This window comes from Rhizobium sp. KDH_Rht_773_N, assembly GCF_052946295.1.
The window spans coordinates 537710-558670 of record NZ_JBRFNB010000002.1 but is presented as its reverse complement, the minus strand read 5'-3'; the positions used below and the strand labels follow the sequence as shown (position 1 = coordinate 558670).

Here is a 20961-nt window from a genome sequence, read left to right as displayed (position 1 = left end):
CCTAGCTTGCCGTCTGGGCCTGAGCGGGTTCGGCCGCATGGATCGCCGACATGATGGCGCGGCTGGCCGTCTCGTATTTGTGGTCGTTTTCGTGTAAGTGGACGATCCTGAAATCGTGCATGACGAGGATGCGGTCGGCGAGCGCCACCATTTCCGGCATGTCGCTCGATATCAGCAGGATCGCCATGCCCTTGTCGGCAAGGCCGTTGATCAGCGCGTGAATATAGGCCTTGGCCTTGATGTCGATGCCGACGGTCGGCTCGTCGATGAAGAGGATGTCGACATCGGCGGCGAGCCACTTGGCAAGCGACACCTTCTGCTGGTTGCCGCCCGAGAGATTGCCGACGAGCTGTTCCAGATTGGGCGTGCGGATCTCCAGTTGCCGGGCAAGCGGCGTGGCTGTCTTGCGCTCCTGGCCGGCGCCGATCAGCCCGAGGGCGGAGGCGATCCTGCCCCAGACGGTCATGGCGATATTCGTGCGGATCGGATGGGAGAGGATGACGCCCTCGTATTTCCGGTCTTCGCTGACGTAACCCATGCGGAAGCGCTTGATTGCCTCTTCGACCGAGCGGATGCGCGCTGGCTTGCCGTCGATCAGCACCGTGCCGGAGGTCAGCTTGTCCTTGCCGATGACGGCGCGGACGAGTTCGGTGCGTCCCGCGCCGACAAGGCCGTAGAGGCCGAGGATTTCGCCGCGGCGAAGCGAGAAGGAGACGTCGTCATGGCCGGCGGCAGTGGCGATATCGCGCAGTTCGAGCTTCGGCACCCCTTCCTGCGGCTGGCCGGAACGCGCGATGACGGGGCGCTCGGCGCGGCCGATCATCGCCTCGATCAGCGTCTGCCGCGTCATGCCGGCCATCGGCGCGCCGCGCAGCGTCGTTTCGCCGTCGCGCAGGACCGTAACCCGATCGCAAAGGCTCAGGACTTCCTCCAGCTTGTGGCTGACGAAGAGGATCGCCGTTCCCTGATCGCGCAGCTGCCGCACGAGGCGGAAGAGGATTTCGGTCTCGGCATCGGTGATCGATGCAGTCGGCTCGTCGAGCAGCAGCACCTTCGCCCGGTGGCTGAGCGCCTTGGCGATCTCCACCATCTGCATCTGCGCGACGCTCAGGCGCCGCACCTCGGTGGCGGGATCGATATCGAGGCCGACCTTGTTCAGATGCGTCCGCGCCTCCTCATTGGCGCGGCGGAAATCGACAAGGCCGTTCCGGACAGGCAGGCCTTCGAGAAGAATGTTCTCGGCCACGGAAAAGCGCGGAATGAGGTTGCGCTCCTGGTGAACGGCCGAAATGCCGAGCGCAATGGCGTCGCGCGGCGAGGCAAGCGACAGCGGCGCGCCATCGAGCGTGACTGTTCCGCTGTCCGGCCGGTGGACGCCGGTGATGATCTTGATCAGCGTCGATTTGCCGGCGCCGTTTTCGCCCATCAGGGCATGGATCTCGCCACCGTTGAGCGTCAGCGCGGCATTGTTGAGCGCCCTGACACCCGGGAAGGATTTGCCGATCTTGTCGAGAACGAGCGCCATCTCAATCCTCCCCGACGCGGATCGCGCGGTAGCGGTTGATCCAGACGGCGGCAAGGATCAGCGCGCCGAGCAGGAACGTGACCCAGTAGGGGTCGACCGCAAGCAGCACCATGGCATTCTGGATGAGCCCGACCAGCAGCACGGCAATGAACGTGCCGAGGATGGAGATGGAGCCGCCGGCAAGGCTTGCGCCGCCGATGATCGGTGCTGCAAAGGAAATCACCACCCAGTCCGCCCCGATCGTCGGCTGCGCCGAGCCGAGCTGGGCGACGGCCAGCACGCCGGCGGTCGCCGCCAGCAGGCCCGAGAGCACATGCGCCATGATGGTGGCGCGGGCAACGGAGATGCCGGAGAGTTCCGCCGCAGGGGCATTGCCGCCGACCGCGAGCATGTAGCGGCCCTCGACCGTGCGGGCAAAGAAGACGACGAGCAGCACGGTCACGACCAGCGGCACGATGAGGAGCAACGGGAAGGGGCCGAAACGGCCGTTGCCGAAGGCGACGAAGGCGGGCGACAGATTGTAGAAGGGGATGGCCTTGGTGATGCCGAGATTGATGCCGGCAAAGGCCGATCCCGTCGCCAGCGTGACGATGAAGCCGTTGATGCCGGTGCGCACCGTCAGCCAGCCATTGATGAAGCCGGCAAGGCCGCCGAAGGCGATGCCGAGCACGATCGCGACAATGGCCGGCAGGCCCCAGACGTCCATCATCCCGCCGGTGACGACGGCTACGAGCCCGCCAAGCGCCCCGACCGAAAGGTTCATCTGGCCGACGCCCAGCATCACCATCTGGCTGAAGGCGACGAGCAGCGACACGCAGATGCTGCGCAGCATGACGAACCAGTTGAATTCGGTCATGAAGGCGGGAGATGCGAGGCTGAGCGCAACGGCGCCGGCGATGACGCCTGCGAGAATGCCGGACCACTGCGTGCGTGCGGCGAAGGAAAGCAGCGTCTTCATGCCCGCCTCGTCTGTTCGCGGATGGCGAGCTTTGCCCGGTAGCGCTCGAAGAGGATCGCCGAGAGCAGGAAGATGCCGAGGAAGAGCTGCAGCCAGAAATTTCCGACCTGCAGCACGAGCAGGCCGCTGCGGATGGTGGCAACCAGCAGCGCGCCGAGGATCGTGCCGATGACCGACACCATGCCGCCGGCAAGCGCCGTGCCGCCGATCACGGGCGCCAGGAACGAGGGCAGCAGCCAGTCGTCGCCGGCAACGGCAGGCATGGCCGCGGAGAGCCTGGAGGTCAGCATCAGGGCCGCGGCACCGGCGAGCACGCCCGAAAGGACATGCACGAAGATCGTGATCCGCCCGACCGGAATGCCGGACATTTCCGCCGCGCGCGCATTGGCGCCGACGGCCAGAATCTGCCGGCCGAGCACCGTATGCTTGAACAGGACATAGAGCAGGGCGCCGATCAGCAGGGCAACGATTGCGAGCGACGGCACCGGACCGACGCCGCTTCGCCCGAAGGCGCCGAAGGTTGCCGGCAGGCCGTTCAGCGGCACGCCCTTGGTGAAGATCAGCATGCCACCGGAAAACAGGCTGGCACTCGCCAGCGTCACGATGAAGCTGTTGACCCCGGTCCTGACGATCGCCAGCCCGTTGAGCATCCCGAGCAGACCGCCGAAGGCGAGCGTCAGGAGGATCGCGACGGGGATAGGCAGGCCGGCCGCCTGCATCAGGTAGCCGGCGGCCATCACGCAGCAGACGCCGATCGCTCCGACGGAGAGGTTCATGCCGCCGGTTGCCAGCACCACCATCTGCGCGAGGCCGACGACGACATCGATCGCCACCGAGCGCCCCATGGAATTCAGGTTGAAGCGCGACAGGAAGCCCGGCGCGAGGCCCGTGAAGACGCCCCACAAGATCAGGAGGATGATCAGCAGGCCAAGCTGCGCCGGCCCCCTGGTCAGCAGTCCCAGCAGGCTTGGTCGGCCTGCATCGGGGACGGGACTATCATTGTCGATGGGTGCCATGCGCTGGGATGACCGGTCTCGTGAAAAGGGAATGACGGGCGCGGGACGTTCGGCCCCGCGCCGCTTGCGTTACTTGCAGGCGAGGTAGGTGTCCTTGAAGCCTGCCTGCAGCTTCTTCGTCAGTGCCTTCAGGTCGTCCTTGTAGCTGTCGACATTCTTGGCGGAGATCAGCAGCGTGCCGGAATCGACGAAATGCGCCGTCTGCGGCGTTGCGATCCACGGCGCATCGGCCTTCACGCTGCAGCCGGCCGCCATCTGATCGAGTACATAGGCGCCGATATAAGCCTGACCATAAGGGTTCTGCGCCATCGTGCCGGCGACGAAACCGTCGCGGATGCCGTCGAGGATGATCTTGTCGTCATCGATGCCGACGAGCTTGATCTTCTTGTCGCCCAGATTCTTGAGCGCAGTCGCGGCCACCACCGAGGAAATATAACCGGTGGCGATCAGGCCGTTGATCTTGTCCTTCTGGGCTGCCAGCAGGGCATTGACCTTCTGGTCGCCCTGTTCCTGGCTGTCGGTATCGCCGACCGTCTGCAGGAGGATCACGGCGCCGTTCGTTTCGGCAACGGCCTTTTCCACCGCCTTGACGCGCAGCGTCGTGTTCGGATCGACAAGCAGGCCGGCCAGATGGACGATCGTGCCCTTGCCGCCCATCGCCTCGATCAGCGCCTTCGTGCCGAGATAGGCCGATTGCGACACGTCGGTCGCCAGGCAAAGGCCGGTATCGGTCGGGTCCTGTGCGCAGCCGCCGAGCGCGACGGAAGGAATGCCGTTGCTCTTCATTTCCGAGAGCGTGGCATTGATGCCGACGGCATCGCCCGGAAAGACACCGAAGCCGTTGGTGCCCTGGGCCGCCAGGCTTTCGAGAAGCTCGGTCTGGGCTTCGAGCTTCCATTCGCTCGGCACTTTGTATTCCACCGCAGCGATGCCGAAATCCTTGGCGGCATCGGCGGCTGCCTGTTCCCAGGGCGCGAAATAGGGGTGCGGGCCGCCCGGAACCAGGGCGATCTTGTTGTCTGAGGCAAAGGCGCCGAGCGGCGCAAGCGCCACAGAGCATGCAAGGCCTGCAGCAATGAAACTGCGAATCGTCATGACATCCTCCCGTTTGGGCAAGCCCGGTCCTCTTCCAGCATTGCCATGTCCAATCGCTAACACGATCGAATATCGCATGCAATATTCGATTATTGACTTTTTTGCCGTCTTCCGTTTCCATCGCATCAGGCAATCAGCAGGGAGGCGTCGATGGAGCCGGAACACAAACGAGCGCCTGCGGACCGGTCGAGGCTTCTGCCGGAATACCGAGCCCTGCTGGAGGAGCAGGAGGCGCTTGGCGGACCGGCGATGGAAACGCTTTCGCCGCAGCAGGCACGTGCCGATTCAGAAATCCGGCTGGCGCTTCATTGGGGAGCAAGGGACGAGGTTGCCCGTATCGAAAATCTGGAAATCCCGAACGGCGATATCGGGCTGAAGGCGCGGCTTTACCGCATGGCCGGCACGCGCCGGACCATCCTGTTCTTCCATGGCGGCGGCTGGATGGTCGGCAGCATCGAAACCCATGACGGGCCAGTGCGCACGCTTGCCAATGCGGCGCGGGCCAATGTGCTTTCGGTCGAATATCGCAAGGCGCCGGAAGCCCCGTTTCCGGCGGCATTGGAGGATGCAGAGGCGGCGCTGCTCTGGCTTCAGGCAAACGGCGGGGTGCTTGGGCTCGATGCGGACAGGCTGATTCTGGCCGGCGACAGCGCCGGCGCCAGCATTGTCGCATCGCTGGCAATCCGGGCGCGCGATCTTGCCGTCCCGCTTGCAGGCCAGGTTCTGATCTATCCCGCGACCGATCTTGCCGGCGCGAGCGCCAGCCGGGCCGAGTTTTCGAGCGGTTTTTCCCTGCATCAGTCGACCATGGTCTGGTTTGCGGAAAACTATCTCTGCGGCGGCACGCCGCCGTCCGACCCGCGCGTGTCGCCGCTGCTTGCACCCAACCTCTCGCGTCTGGCTCCGGCCCTGCTCGTCACGGCCGATCACGATCCGCTGCGTGACGAAGGCCGCTCTTATGCACAGCGCTTGATTGCCGCCGGAAATGACGTCTGTTACGAGGAATGGCAGGGAACCATCCATGGTTTCTTCATCATGGATCGTGCAGGCAGGACCGCCCGCAAACTGATCGGGCGCATCGGGGAATGGGCAGAGGGCCTCTGGAACAGACATGACGGTGCAGAGCGGGGTGGAGACTGACGCCGCCGTTGCGGCTGTGCGGTCAGAGCCGATCTATCTGACGATCTACCAGGTCCTTCGCGACCATCTGGAACGGCGCGCACTGGCGCCGGGTCTTGTCCTCGGCCAGGCAAACGTCGCGCGTGCCTTCAATGTCAGCCGCATTCCGGCCGGTATCGCGCTGGGGCGGCTGCTGGGGGACGGCCTCATCCACACCTTCGAAGGGCGCGGTTTCATCGTGCCGGGTGGCGCGCCGCAGCGCGGCGACCTTTTTGCCGCCGGCCTCGACCTGCCGCATTCGCTGACCGTGCCGGTCGTCAACCGGAGGGACCAGATCTATCCGGAAGTCGAGCACGCCGTTGCCGTCTGTCTGGCCTATGGCCGTTTCCTGCTGAACGAGACGGCCCTTGCCCAGCACTACGATGTCAGCCGCACCATCGCCCATGAAGTGCTGACCCAGCTCGAGCGCAGCGGAATCATCGAACAGGACAGCAATAACCGGTGGTACGCCGGCCCGCTCAGTGCGCGGGTCTTTCGCCATCACTACGACATGCGCCGCCTGCTGGAGCCGGAGGCCCTGCGCCAGGCCTATCCTTTCCTCGACAAGGATGCGCTTGAGGAGCGCAGGCAAAGGCTCGCTGCTCTTGGCCCCTATCCGCAGCCGCCGGAAAAGCTGGAGCGGGTGGAAGCCGACCTGCATCTCGATTCGCTGTCAGGCTGCCCCAACACGGTGCTTCTTGCAGCCGTGCGCCGCAGCCAGCGGGTGCTGATCGCCACCCACTCGACTTTCGCGAATTTCCGCACGGAGGAGGAGATTTCGGCAATGATATCGGAGCATACGCGCGTCTACGACGCGCTGCTTGCCAGCGATATCGAGGGCGCCTGCGCCGCACTTGCCAATCACCTGCGCCGGGCGCTCGATCCCAACCTGAAGATCCTGCAGCACCTGCCCGCCATGCCCGCGGGCCTGACGCCGCCCTATCTGATCCAGGTCAAGGGCGAGCGCTGAGCCGGCAATGGCTGGTGCTGCCAATTACTGGTGCTGCATGACGCTCAGGCCCCCGTCGATCGTCAGGCAGGCGGCGTTCATGAACGTGCATTCGTCCGAAATCATGAAGACCGCCGCCATGGCAATCTCCCGCGGCGTGGCGATGCGCCCGCCCGGATGCAGCCTCATCGTCTCGGCTTTCGCCTGTTCCGGATCGGGGAAACTGTTCCAGTAGTCGATCACCTTCTGGGTCGAGACATAGCCGGGCGCGATCGCGTTCACCCGCACGCCGTCAGGCGCATATTCGATGCCGAGCGACTTGGTCATGCCGATGAGCGCATGTTTGGCGAGCGGATAGGGGAACGTATGCGGAATGATGGTAAAGGCATGGGTCGAGGCGATGTTGAGGATCACGCCGCCGCCTTGCGCGATCATCTGCGGCAGCACGGAGCGGCAGCAATGCCAGGCGCCCTTCAGGTTGATGTCGAAGCAGCGCTGCCATTCCTCGTCGGTTGTCTGCAAGGGCTCGGCAAAGACATTGACGCCGGCATTGTTGACGAGGGCATTGATGCTGCCGATCTCTTCCGCCGCTTTGGCGACGGCAGCCTTGATGGCATCGCCATCGCTGATATCGGCCGCCCGATAGCCGAGCACGGCGCCTTTTGCGGCAAGGCTTGCTGCCGTTTCCTGCAGCAGCTTTTCATCGCGATCGACGAGGAAGAGGCGGGCATCTTCGGCCGCGAATGCTTCCGCTATCGCCTGTCCGATCCCCTGTGCGGCACCCGTGATGAAGACCCGTTTTCCGGAAAGGCGGTTTGGCATCGTCTGTTTCCTCTCTATGCGCATTCGTGACGATCAGGCGATTTCCCGCGGCTGCAGGCGGATCGAGCCCGCAAGGCTTTCGCCGGGCCGCAGAACGGTGAGGTCGCCGAGGCCGGGAAGATTATGCCCGTTGGCGAGATGGGACATCGGCTCGAAGCAGAAATAATCGCCGCGAAAGCCGGGGTCGAAGCGCTGGTCCGACAGGAAAATAACGGCGTGGCGGAAGATGGGGTCGGCCGTCAGGTCGAGTGCCGTGCCGCTCTCCGGCCAGGCAATGCGCGCCCTGCCGTCCCAGCCCTCGAAACCATTGTTGACCCAGCGCCGCGGCAGGAGTGCAGCCTGCGAAAAATCGAGATCGGTGGGGATATCGGCGGGCTCCCCCGGCAGCCAGCCCTCGGTCTCCGTCCAGAAACGCTCGGCTTTGGCAAGAAGCGTCGTACCCTCTGTCAAGGGAAAGAAGGGATGCCAGCCAAGCCCGAAGGGCAGGGCTTCGTCACCGGTGTTTTTAACCTGCATGGCAAGTTGAAGCCCCGTTGCCGTCAGCACAAAGTGCTGCTCCGCCTCGTAGCTATAGGGTGTGCCGTCGGCCGGATGCCGGAAAGCGATCAGCGCCTCGCTGGCGCTTCCGGAGCGAAGCTCCCACTCTCCCAGCCAGCCGTCGCCATGCAGGTAATGCGGATCCCAGTCCCTGTTCGGCCTGAGGTCGTAGCCTCGCCCCTGGAAGGTGAAGCGGTTGCCCCTCACACGGTTGCCGAAGGGAACGAGCGGATAGCCGGCGGATGAGAGCGCATCCGCGTCATCTTCGGCCGGTCTCAGGAGCGGGGTTTTTCGGCCGTCGCGTGTCCAGGAGAAGTCGAGCAGCACGCCGCCGGCTGTCGAAACACGGGCCGAAAGCGGGCCGTCCTGAAAATCGATGATGGCCATGACGTGATGCCTTCTCCACGCGATCTAGGCTGATCCGGACTGTGGCGGCACAGTTATTATCGGCCGGCTGAATGTCAATATATATAGGATTTATTTTGCACTTCCTGGATGGTTGGCGCTGTGTTTCATCCACTTTTCCTAGGTGTTGTGGTCAACAGGACGGTTTTAGCCGGCTTTCCATCGGCATAATCGCAGAAATAATCATACACAAATGTTGACTGGTATGATGTTTGTTTCTATTCAGTAGTCGCTGCCGAGTGAGCGGCAGATCGAGATTTTAGGGAGAGAGATTATGCGCTTCTTCAAAGCAGCCGTCCTCGCCGGTGCCTTTGCCGTTCTGGCCGCCGGTTCCGTTCTGGCGGAGGATGTCAAGATCGGTTTCATCGTGAAGCAGCCGGAAGAGCCGTGGTTCCAGGATGAATGGAAATTCGCCGACCAAGCCGCCAAGGAGAAAGGCTTCACCGTCGTCAAGATCGGCGCCGAAGACGGCGAGAAGGTCCAGTCGGCGATCGACAATCTCGGTGCGCAGGGCGCCCAGGGTTTCATCATCTGCACGCCTGACGTCAAGCTCGGCCCCGGTATTGTCGCCAAGGCTGCCGCCAACCAGTTGAAGCTGATGACGGTCGACGACCGCCTGGTCGGCGCCGACGGCAAGCCGCTGGAAGACGTGCCACATATGGGCATTTCCGCCACCAAGATCGGCGAGGGCGTCGGTCAGGCGATCGTCGACGAAATGAAGAAGCGCGGCTGGGACATGAAGAATGTCGGCGCAATCCGCGTCTCCTACGACCAGCTGCCGACTGCCGTCGATCGTGTCGAAGGCGCGATTTCGGTTCTGAAGGCTGCCGGCTTCCCGGCCGAGAATATCTATGACGCCCCGCAGGCCAAGACCGACACGGAAGCAGCGCTCAATGCTGCGACCACCGTTCTCAACAAGCATGCCGACGTCAAATACTGGGTCGCCTTCGGCCTCAACGACGAAGCCGTACTCGGCGCCGTGCGTGCATCGGAATCGGTCGGCATTGCCGCCGACAACATGATCGGCGTCGGCATCGGTGGCGCGGAATCGGCGATCAACGAGTTCAAGAAGCCGTCCGCAACCGGCTTCTTCGGCACGGTCATCATCTCGCCGAAGCGTCACGGCTACGAAACCGCCCTCGACATGTATGACTGGATCGCCAACGGCAAGGAGCCGGCCAAGGTCACGCTGACCTCGGGTTCGCTCGCCCTGCGCGGCGACTATGAAAAGGTTCGCAAGGACCTCGGCATCGAATAATCATCCCCTGATGACGATTTCATCCCGGCGGCATGTCCCGCCGCCGGGCATATTCTCGACGGAGCGATGATGGCTTTCCTCGAATTCAATTCCATTTCCAAGGGTTATCCGGGCGTTCAGGCGCTGTCCAACGTCTCCTTCGGCGTTGAAAAAGGCGCCGTGCACGGGCTGATGGGCGAAAACGGCGCCGGCAAGTCCACCCTGATCCGCGTGCTCTCGGGCGACCAGTCCGCCGATGAAGGCAGCATTGTCATCGATGGCGTCGAGCAGAAATACAGCTCCGTCCGCGATGCCTTCCATGCCGGCGTCATCGTCATCCATCAGGAACTGCAGCTCGTTCCGGAATTGACGGTTGCCGAAAACCTCTGGCTCGGCCGTTTTCCCGGCAAGGCCGGCATCATCGACGGCAAGGTGCTGATCGAGACGGTGCGCGCCAGGCTGGACGACATCGGCATCGACGTCGACCCTTCCGCAAAAGTATCGTCTTTGTCGATCGGTGCCCGCCAGATGGTCGAGATCGCCAAGGCCGTCATGCTCGATGCGCGCGTCATCGCGCTTGACGAGCCGACCTCCTCGCTGTCATCGCGTGAAAGCGAAATCCTCTTTTCGCTGATCGGCAAGCTCAAGGCCAAGGGCACCGTCATCCTGTATGTCTCGCATCGCCTCGACGAGATCTTTCGTCTCTGCGACAGCCTGACGGTGCTGCGCGACGGCAGGCTTGCCGCCCATCATCCAAAAGTCGCCGAGACGACGCGCGAGCAGATCATCGCGGAAATGGTCGGGCGCGAGATCAGCAATATCTGGGGCTGGCGCCCGCGCCCGCTCGGCGAAGTGCGTCTCGAGGTCAAGAACCTCTCGGGTTCGAAGCTTCGCAGCCCCATCAGCTTCTCGGTCCGCAAGGGTGAGATTCTCGGTTTCTTCGGCCTTATCGGGGCGGGGCGAAGCGAAATGGCGCGGCTGCTCTACGGCGCCGATCATCGCCATCAGGGCAGCGTTGCGATCGATGGCGTGGCCGTTTCGCCCAACAATCCGAAGGCGGCAATCGGTGCCGGCATGGTGCTCTGCCCGGAGGACCGAAAGTTCGACGGCATCATCCAGGGCCGCTCGATCGAGGAGAATATCGCCATCTCCTCGCGCCGCCACTTCTCGCCCTTCGGCGTCTTGAACCCGAAGAAGGAAGCCTCGGTCGCCGACCAGTTTATCGCCAAGCTGCGGGTCCGCACGCCCTCGCGCAAGCAGGACATCATCAATCTCTCGGGCGGCAACCAGCAGAAGGTCATTCTCGGCCGCTGGCTGTCGGAACAGGGCGTCAAGGTGCTCGTCATCGACGAGCCGACGCGCGGCATCGATGTCGGCGCCAAGTCGGAAATCTATGAAATCCTCTACGAACTTGCCGCCGGCGGCATGGCGATCGTCGTCATTTCCAGCGAGCTGCCCGAGGTCATGGGCATTTCCGATCGCATCATGGTCATGTGCCAGGGCCGCGTTGTCGCCAATGTGGCGCGCGCCGATTTCGACGAACGCAGCATTCTGACCGCGGCTCTGCCCGACAAGAACGCCGCCGGCACAATCTAATTTCAGGAAGAGCAGTCATGAACGCGTTGAAAAAAATCCTTCTCGGCGAACAGGGTCTGGTGGTGATCTTCGCGATCGCCTTCGTGATCGTCTCGCTGACCGTGCCGAGCTTCCTGACCGAACGCAACATGCTCGGCCTCCTGCAGTCGGTGGTGACGATCGGCATCGTCGCCTGCACGATGATGTTCTGCCTTGCCTCGCGCGACTTCGACCTGTCGGTCGGCTCGACCGTCGCTTTCTCCGGCATGATTGCCGTCATGGTGTCGAACTCGACCGGCTCCATTCCGCTCGGCCTGCTCGCCGCTTTGATCTGCGGCAGCATCGTCGGCGTCGTCAACGGCGTGGTCATCGCCCGCTTCCGCATCAATGCACTGATCACGACGCTGGCGACCATGCAGATCGTCCGCGGCCTGGCGCTGATCGCTTCCGACGGCCGCGCCGTCGGCATCAACGATCCGGCCTTCTATCAGCTGGCGCTGTCGCGCTTCCTGACGGTGCCGACGCCGATCTGGATCATGATCCTGCTCTTCATCGTCTTCGGCTTCGTGCTGAACCGCACCGTCTTCGGCAAGAACACGCTGGCGATCGGCGGCAATCCGGAGGCCTCGCGCCTTGCCGGCGTCAATGTCGTCACCATGCGCATCTGGATCTTTGCGCTGCAGGGCCTCGTCTGCGCGATTGCCGGTATCCTGCTGGCTTCGCGCATCACATCCGGCCAGCCGAACGCGGCGACCGACCTCGAGCTTTCCGTCATCTCGGCCTGCGTGCTTGGCGGCGTCTCGCTTGCCGGTGGCCGGGCGGCGATGACGGGCGTGATCGTCGGCGTGCTGATCATGGGCATTGCCGAAAACGTCATGAACCTGCTCAACATCCAGGCCTTCTATCAATATGTGGTGCGCGGTCTTATTCTTCTGATCGCCGTCCTGCTCGACAATATGCGTTCGTCGGCCGCCGGACGCGGCAGCCGCGCGTGACGATGAGATTTCTTGGGAGAAGCCAGCCGGGTCTGCTGTTGTCCATTGATGAGAAAGCGTGGCGCTGCTCATGGTGACGGCGAGGCGAGCAGTACGGGGGATGCAATGAGCACGCGATCGGGACTTCTGCGAACGGGGAGCGCGGTGACAAAGCCCGAACAGGGGCGGCGCACCGTGCGCGAGGAGCTTTTGAAGAAGCTCATCGGCCAGATTGTCTCCGGCGACATCGCCGAGGGATCGCTGCTGCCGAACGAGGCGGAGCTTTCCGAAGTCTATGGCGTCAGCCGCACCAGCCTGCGCGAAGCCATGCAATATCTCTCGGCCCTCGGCATGGTGCGCTCGCGTACCCGCGCCGGCACCAGTGTGCTGCCGCGCGAGAACTGGAATTATCTCGATCCGCTTGTCCTCGATGCGACGCTGGAATTCAGCGACGACCGCAGCTTCTACGATTCGCTGCTCGATGCCCGCCAGCTCCTTGAGCCGGCCGCCGCCGCTCAGGCTGCGGCGAATGCCACGGCAAAACAGCTCGCCCAGATCGCCGAGGCCTTCGAGGACATGGTGGCGGCCAATGCCCGCGACAACGAAGCCTGGAGCCAGGCCGATCTCGAATTCCACACCGCCATCATCAATGCCAGCGGCAACTGGGTTTTCCGCCAGTTCGCCACCGCCATCCGCGCCGCCCTGCTTGCCAGCTTCCGCCTGACAAATAGGGCAAGCCAGAGCCATGACTATGCGATCGCCCGGCATCAGGATGTGCTGGATGCGATCCGCATGCGCCGGCCCGACGCGGCGCGTTTCGCGATGGAGCAGCTGATCGGTACGGCCCGCATGGAATTGAGCGACGCGCTGCGTGTCGGCAAGCCGGGCAGGCAGGAATAGGCGCTGATTTTCCGGCAACGGCGAAGGGAACATTCAGAATTCGGCGTGCCGACAGAAAGTATATTCAGTTTGAAGTCCACCCGTGGATTCGCTAGTAGACTGAGCGTGAACTCGGCTGCTTGAAGGGACGATGGGCGCGTGGACGAGACCGAAAAACTGCAAACGCACCGGCGCGGTTCCGGCGTATCGACGGTCTACGAGACGCTTCGAAACGAAATCATCGAACTGAAACTGCCGCCGGGCAGCCCGATCGACGAGCAGCAGCTGTCCGATCGTTTCGCGCTGTCACGCACGCCGATCCGTGAAGCGCTGGTAAGGCTTGCCGCCGAGGGGCTGATTACCACGCTGACGAACCGCGCGACGATCGTCTCGAATATCGATTTTCTCGGCCTGCCGGAGTTCTTCGATGCGCTGACGCTGATGTATCGCGTCACGACCCGGCTTGCCGCGGCCAACCATGCCGAGGGCGATATCGCCGCCATCCGTGTCGAGCAGAAGGCTTTCGAAGCCGCTGTTGCCGAGCGCGATGTACTCGGCATGATATCGACCAATCGCGATTTCCATATCGCCATCGCCCGGGCCGGCCGCAACCGCTATTATGTCGAGCTTTTCACCCGGCTTCTCGATGAAGGCCGCCGTATTCTCAGGCTCTATTATTCCTCCTTCAACGATATCCTGCCGCGCCAGTATGTCGGTGAGCACGAAGAGATGATCCAGGCCATCATCCATCGCGACGTGGTCCTCGCCGACGGCCTTGCCTCCGCGCATGCCGATCAGATCGTCCGGCAGATCCGCTCCTATATCACCGCCGATTCCCGCCACAATGCCGGGCTGGTCTTGTAGTCGGGCCAGCCGCTCCGCGCCGCCAACGGAAACCGCTTTCTGTATTTTTATTGTCGACAAGAAGTCGGCAAGGTGTTAAATGCCTCATCAACCCCGCAATCGGGGCATTTCCAGAGAGCGAGAGATTGGCGATGACTGGTTCCGTATTCCAAGGCTGCATCCCGGCGCTGATGACGCCGTGCAAGGATGACCGTACCCCTGATTTCGATGCGCTTGCCCGCAAGGGCAGGGAATTGGTCGACCTCGGCATGTCCGCCGTCGTCTATTGCGGTTCGATGGGCGACTGGCCGCTGCTGACGGACGAGCAGCGCCAGGAGGGCGTCAAGCGCCTCGTCGAGGCGGGCGTGCCCGTCGTCGTCGGTACCGGCGCCGTCAATACCAAGTCGGCTGTTGCCCATGCTGCCCATGCGGCGGCCGTCGGCGCCAAGGGGCTGATGGTCATTCCGCGCGTGCTGTCGCGCGGTTCGTCCGTTTCGGCCCAGCGGGATCATTTTTCGGCGATTCTCGAAGCTGCCAAGGGCCTTCCGGCCGTCATCTACAACAGCCCCTATTACGGCTTTGCGACGCGCGCCGACCTGTTCTTCGACCTGCGCTCGCGCTTTTCGAACCTCGTCGGTTTCAAGGAATTCGGCGGCAAGAGCGACATGACCTATGCGGCCGAAAACATCACGTCGGGCGATGATGCGCTGACGCTGATGGTCGGCGTCGACACCGGCGTCTATCACGGCTTCGTCAATTGCGGTGCCGGCGGCGCCATCACCGGCATCGGCAACGCGCTGCCGAAGGAAGTGCTGCATCTCGTCTCGCTCTGCGAAAAGGCAGCCAAGGGCGATGCCGCCGCCCGCAGTGCCGCCCGCGAGCTCGAAGAGGCGCTGATGGTCCTGTCCACCTATGACGAAGGCCCGGACCTCGTCCTGCATTACAAGTATCTGATGGTGCTGAACGGCGAGAAGGAATACACGCTGCATTTCAACGAGACCGACAGGCTGAGCGACTCGCAGCGCCGTCACCTCGAAAACCAGTACCGCCTGTTCAGGGCCTGGTACGCGGCCCGCTACCCGAACGCCGCCTGAGATGGCGGCAATGTCGCAAACGGCGGTGTCGAATGGGCGATGACGGGGGCGGCAACGCGTCCGTCAGAGCCGATCCTTTCATAGATAGCCTTCATATGGGCTTTCGTAGTGCCTGTCCCCACACCGAGATTTGTTGCGATCTCCTCGTTCGACTTACCCTCGGCAAGCCATGAGGTGGCTCTCGCCAATCATTCATTGTGCACTAGCTTTCAGTGCATGGCTTCATCGAGGATTTTGCAGATGACCTCGGCAAGTTGGAACGGCCCGCGCCGGCTATGCGGATCCTTGAGAGGTGGCAATGGAGCAGGGGGATGACAGGAGGCAATGGATCCGAAAGCGGGACGCGAGCAGATCGCGGGCGAGCTTTCCCGAACTCTTCTTCGACCTCGTCTTTGTGTTCGGCCTGATTCAGCTCTCCCATACGCTTGCCGCCGACTTTACCTCCGCGACGATTGGTGAGGCCGCCCTCCTGGTTCTGGCCGTCTGGTGGCTCTGGATCAACACGACATGGGTTACAAACCTCCTCGACACGGACCGTGAGCCCGTCCGCTTTCTGCTGTTTGCGCTGATGCTTGCCGGCATCCTGCTGGCAATCGCGCTGCCCGAAGCATTTGGCGAACACGCGCTCCCCTTCGCTGCAATCTACGTGCTGATACAGACCGGGCGGTCGGCCTTCACCGCCTGGGCATTCTTCCCGCAGGACCGGCAGTCGGCGGAAACGTTCCTGCGCGTGACCGCCTGGTCGGCGGCGGCGGGATGCCTCTGGATTGCCGGAGCCCTTGCGCAGTTCGAATGGCGGCTTGTCTTATGGGGACTGGCGATCGCCTTCGAATATGCCGCTCCCCTGCTTCGATATCCCGTGCCCGGCATCGGCAGCGCGCCAAAGGAAACGCTAAGCGTTTCCGGCGAACACATGGCCGAGCGCTGCGCCCTCTTCGTCATCATCTGCCTTGGAGAGACCATTCTGACGGGTGGGCGCAATGCCGTATCCCACATGACGGCCGACATGACCTTCACCGTCTTTTGCAGCGCCTTTCTCAGCACCGGCTGCATGTGGTGGATCTATTTCCACTATGGCCAGGCCGAGGCAGCAGAGGCAGCCGAAGATGCCACGGAACCGGAAGCCGTAGCTCATAACCTCTTCACCTACGGGCATCTGCCGATCGTCGCAGGCATCATCATGGCGGCGGTCGGCGAGGAGTTTGCGTTGTCGCATGCAAGGGAGGAGGCGAGCTTCAAATACGCCTCGGCAATCCTTGGCGGGCCGGCCCTGTTCCTGGCGGGCAACATATGGGTGAAGCTGGCGGCGGCGCGGCATCTGCCGCTTTCGCATGTCGCCGGGCTTGCGATGCTTGTCGCGATCGCGGGCCTCGTGCCCTTTGTCTCCAACGACATTGTCGCTCTCGGCGCGACGGCAAGCCTGCTTGTGACGGCCGTCATCGAATATGTCGCTCTCCGGCAGCGGACAACGGTCGTTGCGTGATCTTTCATCGGAGCGCTGCCGAAAGAAGAATGCCGCTTGCGGCGCTTTCGCCCGATCTTGCGATCTGTTTTCCACGACAGTCGGCAGGCAGTTGATGGCGAGCCCTGTCAATTGGCCAGGTTGGTGACGGTCAGGGAGTGAATGAGCATCGTCAGATTGCGCCGGATCTTCTCATCGGATATCCGCCCGATTTCTGCGGCAAGATAGGCCGCCTCGTCCTCGCCGCCCGTCCCCGCTTCGATCTCGATACCGTTGACGAACCAGCCGGCGTCCACCTTCATGTAGCTGCACAAGCGCAGCATGACCGCAACGGACAGGCGGTTCGTGCCATTCTCGTATTTCTGGATCTGCTGAAAAGCGACGCCGATATGCCCGGCCAGTTCGCTCTGGGTGATGCCGCGGGCGGCGCGCACGGAGCGTAGTCTCTGGCCGATTGCCAAATTCAGTTCCTGGTCCTTCATGCCTCTCCTTAAGAATACGTCAGTAAACCGCAAAGTCTTGCGACCTGTCTTTACATGATCGGCTTCCGATATCCACCTCCATCGGTCAGAAGCGTCAGTTGTTCTTTGAGCTGGCGCCGTTCTGTCTCGGACATCAATGAGATTTCATGTTCGACGAAACTCGCAATGGCCCGCGGATCGTCGCCAAATCGGCGTGCCCCTTCCGCACACAGAGCGATGATGGTTGCCATCGGATCGGCAGGGTCCGTCATTTTTGAAATCCCCCCTGAAATCTTCGTCCTTCGCGCGGCACGCGTTCTGGGGTTGAAGTGGGTTGTGCAGACAAGGGGGCCGACCGATGGTGAACAAATATCCCAATCTTCGATGCCAGGTAGCAACCACCCCGGATCACGTCCGGGATGCAATGATCTTGCGAAGCATCTGCTTTGTCCATGAACACGGTATCTCGCCCTCCTTTATCTTCGACGGGAATGACCACCAGGCCACGCATTTCGTCTTTTATGATGGCGAAGAGCCGGTTGGTTCCCTTCGCATCCGCTGGTTCGCCGACTTTGCCAAATATGAACGAACCTGCTTCCGCGAAAAGTACCGACACCCTTTTACGGTTAAGCGTTGCATTCAGATGACCTTCGATCATGTGGCGCGCAAAGGCTATACGAAGGTTCTGACCCAGGCCGAGCAGCGGCTGGCGCGCCTGTGGACCATCCTCTTCGACCTGGAGATCGTCGACAGCCCGCCTGTGGAAATTGCCGGCCATCCGGAGCCGTACCTGACCGTCGTCGGCACGATCCCGGCATCCTCCGATCCGATCACCATGGAAAGCAGCAGCGCCCTGCTATTGCGGGTCGAAGGTCAATGGGACGCCCCGAGTTCGTTCGAGACAGTGTAACGATGGCAGGTATCGACAAGGCGGGCGACATGTCCGCGACGGCTGCGCTGCAGGAGGAAATTCTCACGCGCACCAGACTGCATACCGAAATGGTGCGTCGTCTCATCAACGATCCGACAGTGCAGCCGGCCGAACTCGCCGGCTTTCTGGAGGATGTCGCAAACGCCTATCTTTCGATCTCGGAAGAGCTCAGCCAAATTGTGAGGGCGGCGGAGGGGCGATAGTTTCCAGCATCTTGCGCAGGCTCTCTTCCTGTTCGTGTCGCCCGGAGGGGAAGGTCAATCTGCTGGCGAAGGACGGATTGGTCCTGAAAATATCGACGATCCAGTCATAGACGGCGGCCACCGGCCTCGACTGCCGGCGATTGGCGAACGAGATCAGGTAGATCGGCAGGGCGACGTGGACGCCGAGATCGAGCGGCACGAGTTCGGGATCGGCAAGCACATAATTGCCGAGCAGCCCGACGCCGGCGCCGTTGCGCACGAGGGCGAAATAGGCAAGCGAATTTTCGCAATTGTGGGTCTGGTGGCCGGCCTGCACGAGACCGCGCCAGCCGTTCCAGATCTCCCGGTCGGAGTCGTAATAATTGCATTGGACATAGACATGCTGGGAAATGAACTGCCGTTGCGGCACGCCGGATTTCTTCAGGTAATCGCGGCTGGCGATCGGAATGAGATGAAGGGTGCCGATCTCGAGGCAATCGACATCCGCTCTCGAAATCGGCGAGAGCGAAATCATCAGGTCGGCCTGGTTCTTCTCGAAATTGACGAGAGACACCTGCTCGCGGATGTCGAGATTGAGGCGCGGATAGCTGTCGTTCAGCCGCGGCACGGCAGGAGCGACAATGGCGACGGCAAGACCGGAGGTTACGCTGACGGCCACACGCCCGGTGACGGCCTCCATCTCGTCCTTCAGGTCGTTGGAAAGGGCAAACAGCTGGAAATCGAGTTCCGCTACCTGGATGGCGAGCTTGCGTCCTGTCTCCGTCAGCGTGACGCCGGAAAAGGTCGAGATGACGAGCTGCGAACCGATCTGGTCCTGAAGACGCTTCACATCGCGGCTGACGGTCGGTGCACTGGTGCCGAGCAGTTCGGCGGCCTGGGCAAAGGAAGGGCTTTTGGCAACCGCCAGAAAGGTTCTGAGCTCGCGCCAGATCGGTCGCGAAAGCAATCCCCTAATTTCAAGTGGCGATTTGTCCAGGTCGGCCCGTTCGCTGCCGAATGGAAGAGGAGGGAAAGGTTTGTTCACGACCGCCTCGCGTATTAGTGGAGGCTCAACAATATACTCGATCGGCGATTACGGGCAATTGCTGACGGATGACAGCAAGTGGTGCTGCTGGTCGCAGCCTGAGCGTTTGAAGTGTCGATTTTAGTCGTTCTCCACCCAGGAATACTACCGATAGGATGTTTCTTCCTCTTTTTTGTTCTTCGACAAATAACTGGAATTTTTGCGGTTTAAATCGATCTAGTCGGATCGTTTACGCAACTCATAGGGTTTGTTAGCGTTTCGTAGCGGGCAAGATCCGATTCAACTTTCCGTTTCGCGACCGGCGCAGGAAGGCCTGCGCAATCGCGAAACTTTCGCCAGGCGTGGGGGTAAAACAAGGCGATGGCCGATGGAATTTCTGATGTGAATGACAGCAATGAGCCGGTGGGATTCCTGCGGCTTTTCCGTCTCATTTCTGCGGCGAGAGAGAGTGCATCGTCATTGGAGCTTATGGATCTGGTGCGCCTGATGGATATGGCGCTCATGCAGACCGCGCTCGACTGGGAAGGGCTTGATGCCGAAAACCTCGATGAGCGTGCCTTCCTGAATCTCATCCGCGAGAAACAGGAAATTGCCGGCAGGTCGCAGATCCGGGCTGTCCCGAATTGACATGATCGTCGCCCGCGCGTGACGGCTCGCCGGAGCAGGCTTTCAGATCCTGGCAAAGGAAAAAGCGTCGACGGGCAGGTCGGTCTGCCCGTGAAGGGCAAGATCCGCGAGGATTTCGCCGACGACGCTCGTGAACTTGAAACCGTGACCGGAGCAGGGCGACGCGACGACAACGTTGCTTTCGCCCGGCATATGGTCGAGAAGAAAATCCTCGCTCGGCAGCATCGTATAACGGCAGGTCGTTGCCTTCACGCGAAGACCGGCTGCACCGGGAACCCGCTTTCTGATGAAGCTGTCGAGCAGCGCATTGTCGGCATCGTTGACCGGCGGGTTCGGTTGGTTGGGATCGATCGGCTCACGGAAATGCGCATGTTTGCCGATCTTCACGCCATCGACGCCGATGGCCGGAAAGCCGAAATAGGAACCATCGGCACCTTCGTCCCGCAGGAAGCAGGGCATGCGCTGCGGCTGGGTGGCAAAGCCATCCTGCGGCTGGTACCAGGCGACCACCTGACGGATCGGCACTGCTGCCTGGGCGAGCTGGGGCACGAGTTCGGCAATCCATGATCCGGTCGCCACCACGATCTTTCCCGCCCGATACCGCCCGGTTCCGGAGACGATCGTCACACCGGCATCATCGGGTTCGATTGCCGTGACCTTCTCACCGAAATGCAGGACCGCGCCATCTTCTGCCGCGAGCTTCAGGTAGCCCATGACGGCGGCTTCGGGACGAAGATACCCGCCCTGCGGGTCAAGCAGGCCGATCTCATGATCGTCGAGCTGAAAGGCCGGAAATCGGCGGGCCATTTCCGCCTTGTCCAGCGCCTCATGGGCCAGTCCGTGCAGTTCGCAGGAGGCTCGCGTGCCGCCGACGACCTTGCCGTCCGGGGCGCCGATCTGCAGGACGCCCGTTATCGTCAGGATATCGGTGCGCAGGCGCGCCTCCAGCGACCGCCAGTTCTGATAGGCGCGCTTGAGCAGCGGCACATAGGAGGGATCCTCGAAATAACCGAGCCGGATGAGGCGGCTGTCGCCATGCGAAGAGCTCAAGGCATGGGCCGGAAAATAGGCATCGAACCCGATCGCCTTGACGCCGCGCGCCGCGAGAAAGGCAATCGCAGCGCTCCCCATGGCGCCGAGGCCGATAACGGCAACGTCGAAGCGGGCGGTCATGAAAATCTCCTCA

The 20961-nt window shown here is 62.2% G+C and carries 23 protein-coding genes; 12 read left to right on the top strand and 11 right to left on the bottom strand.

What is annotated here, in order from left to right; all coding sequences use genetic code 11:
• Window position 1: 1 nt before the first annotated feature.
• The 4 genes from ACU8HS_RS24510 to ACU8HS_RS24495 all read right to left on the bottom strand — a co-directional run bounded on the left by ACU8HS_RS24510 (window position 2) and on the right by ACU8HS_RS24495 (window position 4594).
• The gene (locus ACU8HS_RS24510; RefSeq protein WP_447016395.1) at window positions 2-1525 is read right to left on the bottom strand and encodes a sugar ABC transporter ATP-binding protein; all 1524 of its coding nucleotides are present in this window, start codon (window positions 1523-1525) and stop codon (window positions 2-4) included.
• Between the two features lies 1 nt (window position 1526).
• On the bottom strand, window positions 1527-2483 hold the full coding sequence (locus ACU8HS_RS24505; protein ID WP_112571258.1) for an ABC transporter permease: 957 nt from the start codon (window positions 2481-2483) through the stop codon (window positions 1527-1529).
• A complete protein-coding gene (locus ACU8HS_RS24500; protein ID WP_447016394.1) occupies window positions 2480-3499 on the bottom strand; it encodes an ABC transporter permease in 1020 nt (339 codons plus the stop codon). The genes ACU8HS_RS24505 and ACU8HS_RS24500 overlap by 4 nt, the downstream gene beginning before the upstream one ends.
• Before the next feature lie 69 nt (window positions 3500-3568).
• Entirely contained in the window at window positions 3569-4594 is a 1026-nt protein-coding gene (locus tag ACU8HS_RS24495; protein WP_113412775.1) for a sugar ABC transporter substrate-binding protein, read from the bottom strand.
• 150 nt (window positions 4595-4744) lie between these two features.
• Between ACU8HS_RS24495 and ACU8HS_RS24490 the strand changes: the two genes are divergently transcribed.
• On the top strand, window positions 4745-5734 hold the full coding sequence (locus ACU8HS_RS24490) for an alpha/beta hydrolase (RefSeq protein ID WP_447016393.1): 990 nt from the start codon (window positions 4745-4747) through the stop codon (window positions 5732-5734).
• Window positions 5706-6722 carry a GntR family transcriptional regulator gene (locus tag ACU8HS_RS24485; protein WP_447016392.1) on the top strand — a complete coding sequence of 339 codons (1017 nt, stop codon included), beginning with the start codon at window positions 5706-5708 and terminating at the stop codon, window positions 6720-6722. Before ACU8HS_RS24490 ends, ACU8HS_RS24485 begins: the two co-directional genes overlap by 29 nt.
• Window positions 6723-6746: 24 nt before the next feature.
• Here ACU8HS_RS24485 and ACU8HS_RS24480 read toward each other — a convergent pair whose 3' ends face one another.
• Complete coding sequence (locus ACU8HS_RS24480) at window positions 6747-7523, bottom strand: SDR family oxidoreductase (protein ID WP_112756405.1); 777 nt, start codon at window positions 7521-7523, stop codon at window positions 6747-6749.
• A 33-nt stretch (window positions 7524-7556) separates the two neighbouring features.
• The gene (locus ACU8HS_RS24475) at window positions 7557-8447 is read right to left on the bottom strand and encodes an aldose 1-epimerase (protein ID WP_113412778.1); all 891 of its coding nucleotides are present in this window, start codon (window positions 8445-8447) and stop codon (window positions 7557-7559) included.
• Between the two features lie 292 nt (window positions 8448-8739).
• Between ACU8HS_RS24475 and ACU8HS_RS24470 the strand changes: the two genes are divergently transcribed.
• The 6 genes from ACU8HS_RS24470 to ACU8HS_RS24445 all read left to right on the top strand — a co-directional run bounded on the left by ACU8HS_RS24470 (window position 8740) and on the right by ACU8HS_RS24445 (window position 15067).
• Window positions 8740-9723 carry an arabinose ABC transporter substrate-binding protein gene (locus ACU8HS_RS24470; protein ID WP_112703016.1) on the top strand — a complete coding sequence of 328 codons (984 nt, stop codon included), beginning with the start codon at window positions 8740-8742 and terminating at the stop codon, window positions 9721-9723.
• A gap of 69 nt (window positions 9724-9792) precedes the next feature.
• Window positions 9793-11298, top strand: coding sequence for an L-arabinose ABC transporter ATP-binding protein AraG (gene araG / locus ACU8HS_RS24465; protein ID WP_113412779.1), 1506 nt, complete (start codon window positions 9793-9795; stop codon window positions 11296-11298).
• 17 nt (window positions 11299-11315) lie between these two features.
• A complete protein-coding gene (gene araH / locus ACU8HS_RS24460) occupies window positions 11316-12272 on the top strand; it encodes an L-arabinose ABC transporter permease AraH (protein ID WP_447016391.1) in 957 nt (318 codons plus the stop codon).
• Window positions 12273-12377: 105 nt separating this feature from the next.
• Complete coding sequence (locus tag ACU8HS_RS24455) at window positions 12378-13151, top strand: FadR/GntR family transcriptional regulator (protein WP_112571242.1); 774 nt, start codon at window positions 12378-12380, stop codon at window positions 13149-13151.
• A 138-nt stretch (window positions 13152-13289) separates the two neighbouring features.
• Entirely contained in the window at window positions 13290-13994 is a 705-nt protein-coding gene (locus tag ACU8HS_RS24450; protein WP_447016390.1) for a GntR family transcriptional regulator, read from the top strand.
• Between the two features lie 131 nt (window positions 13995-14125).
• A complete protein-coding gene (locus ACU8HS_RS24445; RefSeq protein WP_447016389.1) occupies window positions 14126-15067 on the top strand; it encodes a dihydrodipicolinate synthase family protein in 942 nt (313 codons plus the stop codon).
• On the opposite strand, the gene ACU8HS_RS24440 is transcribed toward ACU8HS_RS24445, so the two are convergent.
• Window positions 15049-15255, bottom strand: coding sequence for a helix-turn-helix domain-containing protein (locus ACU8HS_RS24440; RefSeq protein WP_447016388.1), 207 nt, complete (start codon window positions 15253-15255; stop codon window positions 15049-15051). The two genes, ACU8HS_RS24445 and ACU8HS_RS24440, sit on opposite strands and share 19 nt — an antisense overlap.
• 110 nt (window positions 15256-15365) lie before the next feature.
• Here ACU8HS_RS24440 and ACU8HS_RS24435 point away from each other — a divergent pair, with 110 nt between their 5' ends.
• Window positions 15366-16550 carry a low temperature requirement protein A gene (locus ACU8HS_RS24435; protein WP_447016387.1) on the top strand — a complete coding sequence of 395 codons (1185 nt, stop codon included), beginning with the start codon at window positions 15366-15368 and terminating at the stop codon, window positions 16548-16550.
• 107 nt (window positions 16551-16657) lie between these two features.
• Here ACU8HS_RS24435 and ACU8HS_RS24430 read toward each other — a convergent pair whose 3' ends face one another.
• Both ACU8HS_RS24430 and ACU8HS_RS24425 read right to left on the bottom strand, forming a co-directional pair.
• Window positions 16658-17011 (bottom strand): helix-turn-helix domain-containing protein, encoded by a 354-nt coding sequence (locus ACU8HS_RS24430; protein ID WP_112571232.1) that lies wholly within the window; start codon window positions 17009-17011, stop codon window positions 16658-16660.
• 50 nt (window positions 17012-17061) lie between these two features.
• Window positions 17062-17262, bottom strand: a complete 201-nt coding sequence (locus ACU8HS_RS24425) for a hypothetical protein (RefSeq protein WP_447016386.1) — start codon at window positions 17260-17262, stop codon at window positions 17062-17064.
• Window positions 17263-17348: 86 nt separating this feature from the next.
• Here ACU8HS_RS24425 and ACU8HS_RS24420 point away from each other — a divergent pair, with 86 nt between their 5' ends.
• Both ACU8HS_RS24420 and ACU8HS_RS24415 read left to right on the top strand, forming a co-directional pair.
• The gene (locus ACU8HS_RS24420; protein WP_377312993.1) at window positions 17349-17900 is read left to right on the top strand and encodes a hypothetical protein; all 552 of its coding nucleotides are present in this window, start codon (window positions 17349-17351) and stop codon (window positions 17898-17900) included.
• Window positions 17901-17902: 2 nt separating this feature from the next.
• Window positions 17903-18124, top strand: coding sequence for a hypothetical protein (locus tag ACU8HS_RS24415; protein ID WP_112571226.1), 222 nt, complete (start codon window positions 17903-17905; stop codon window positions 18122-18124).
• Here ACU8HS_RS24415 and ACU8HS_RS24410 read toward each other — a convergent pair.
• Window positions 18090-19070, bottom strand: coding sequence for a LysR family transcriptional regulator (locus ACU8HS_RS24410; protein WP_447016385.1), 981 nt, complete (start codon window positions 19068-19070; stop codon window positions 18090-18092). The genes ACU8HS_RS24415 and ACU8HS_RS24410 overlap by 35 nt on opposite strands.
• Before the next feature lie 438 nt (window positions 19071-19508).
• On the opposite strand from ACU8HS_RS24410, the gene ACU8HS_RS24405 reads away from it, so the two are divergent.
• Entirely contained in the window at window positions 19509-19775 is a 267-nt protein-coding gene (locus tag ACU8HS_RS24405) for a hypothetical protein (RefSeq protein ID WP_112703021.1), read from the top strand.
• Between the two features lie 42 nt (window positions 19776-19817).
• Here ACU8HS_RS24405 and solA read toward each other — a convergent pair whose 3' ends face one another.
• On the bottom strand, window positions 19818-20948 hold the full coding sequence (solA, locus tag ACU8HS_RS24400) for an N-methyl-L-tryptophan oxidase (protein WP_447016384.1): 1131 nt from the start codon (window positions 20946-20948) through the stop codon (window positions 19818-19820).
• Window positions 20949-20961: the final 13 nt, after the last annotated feature.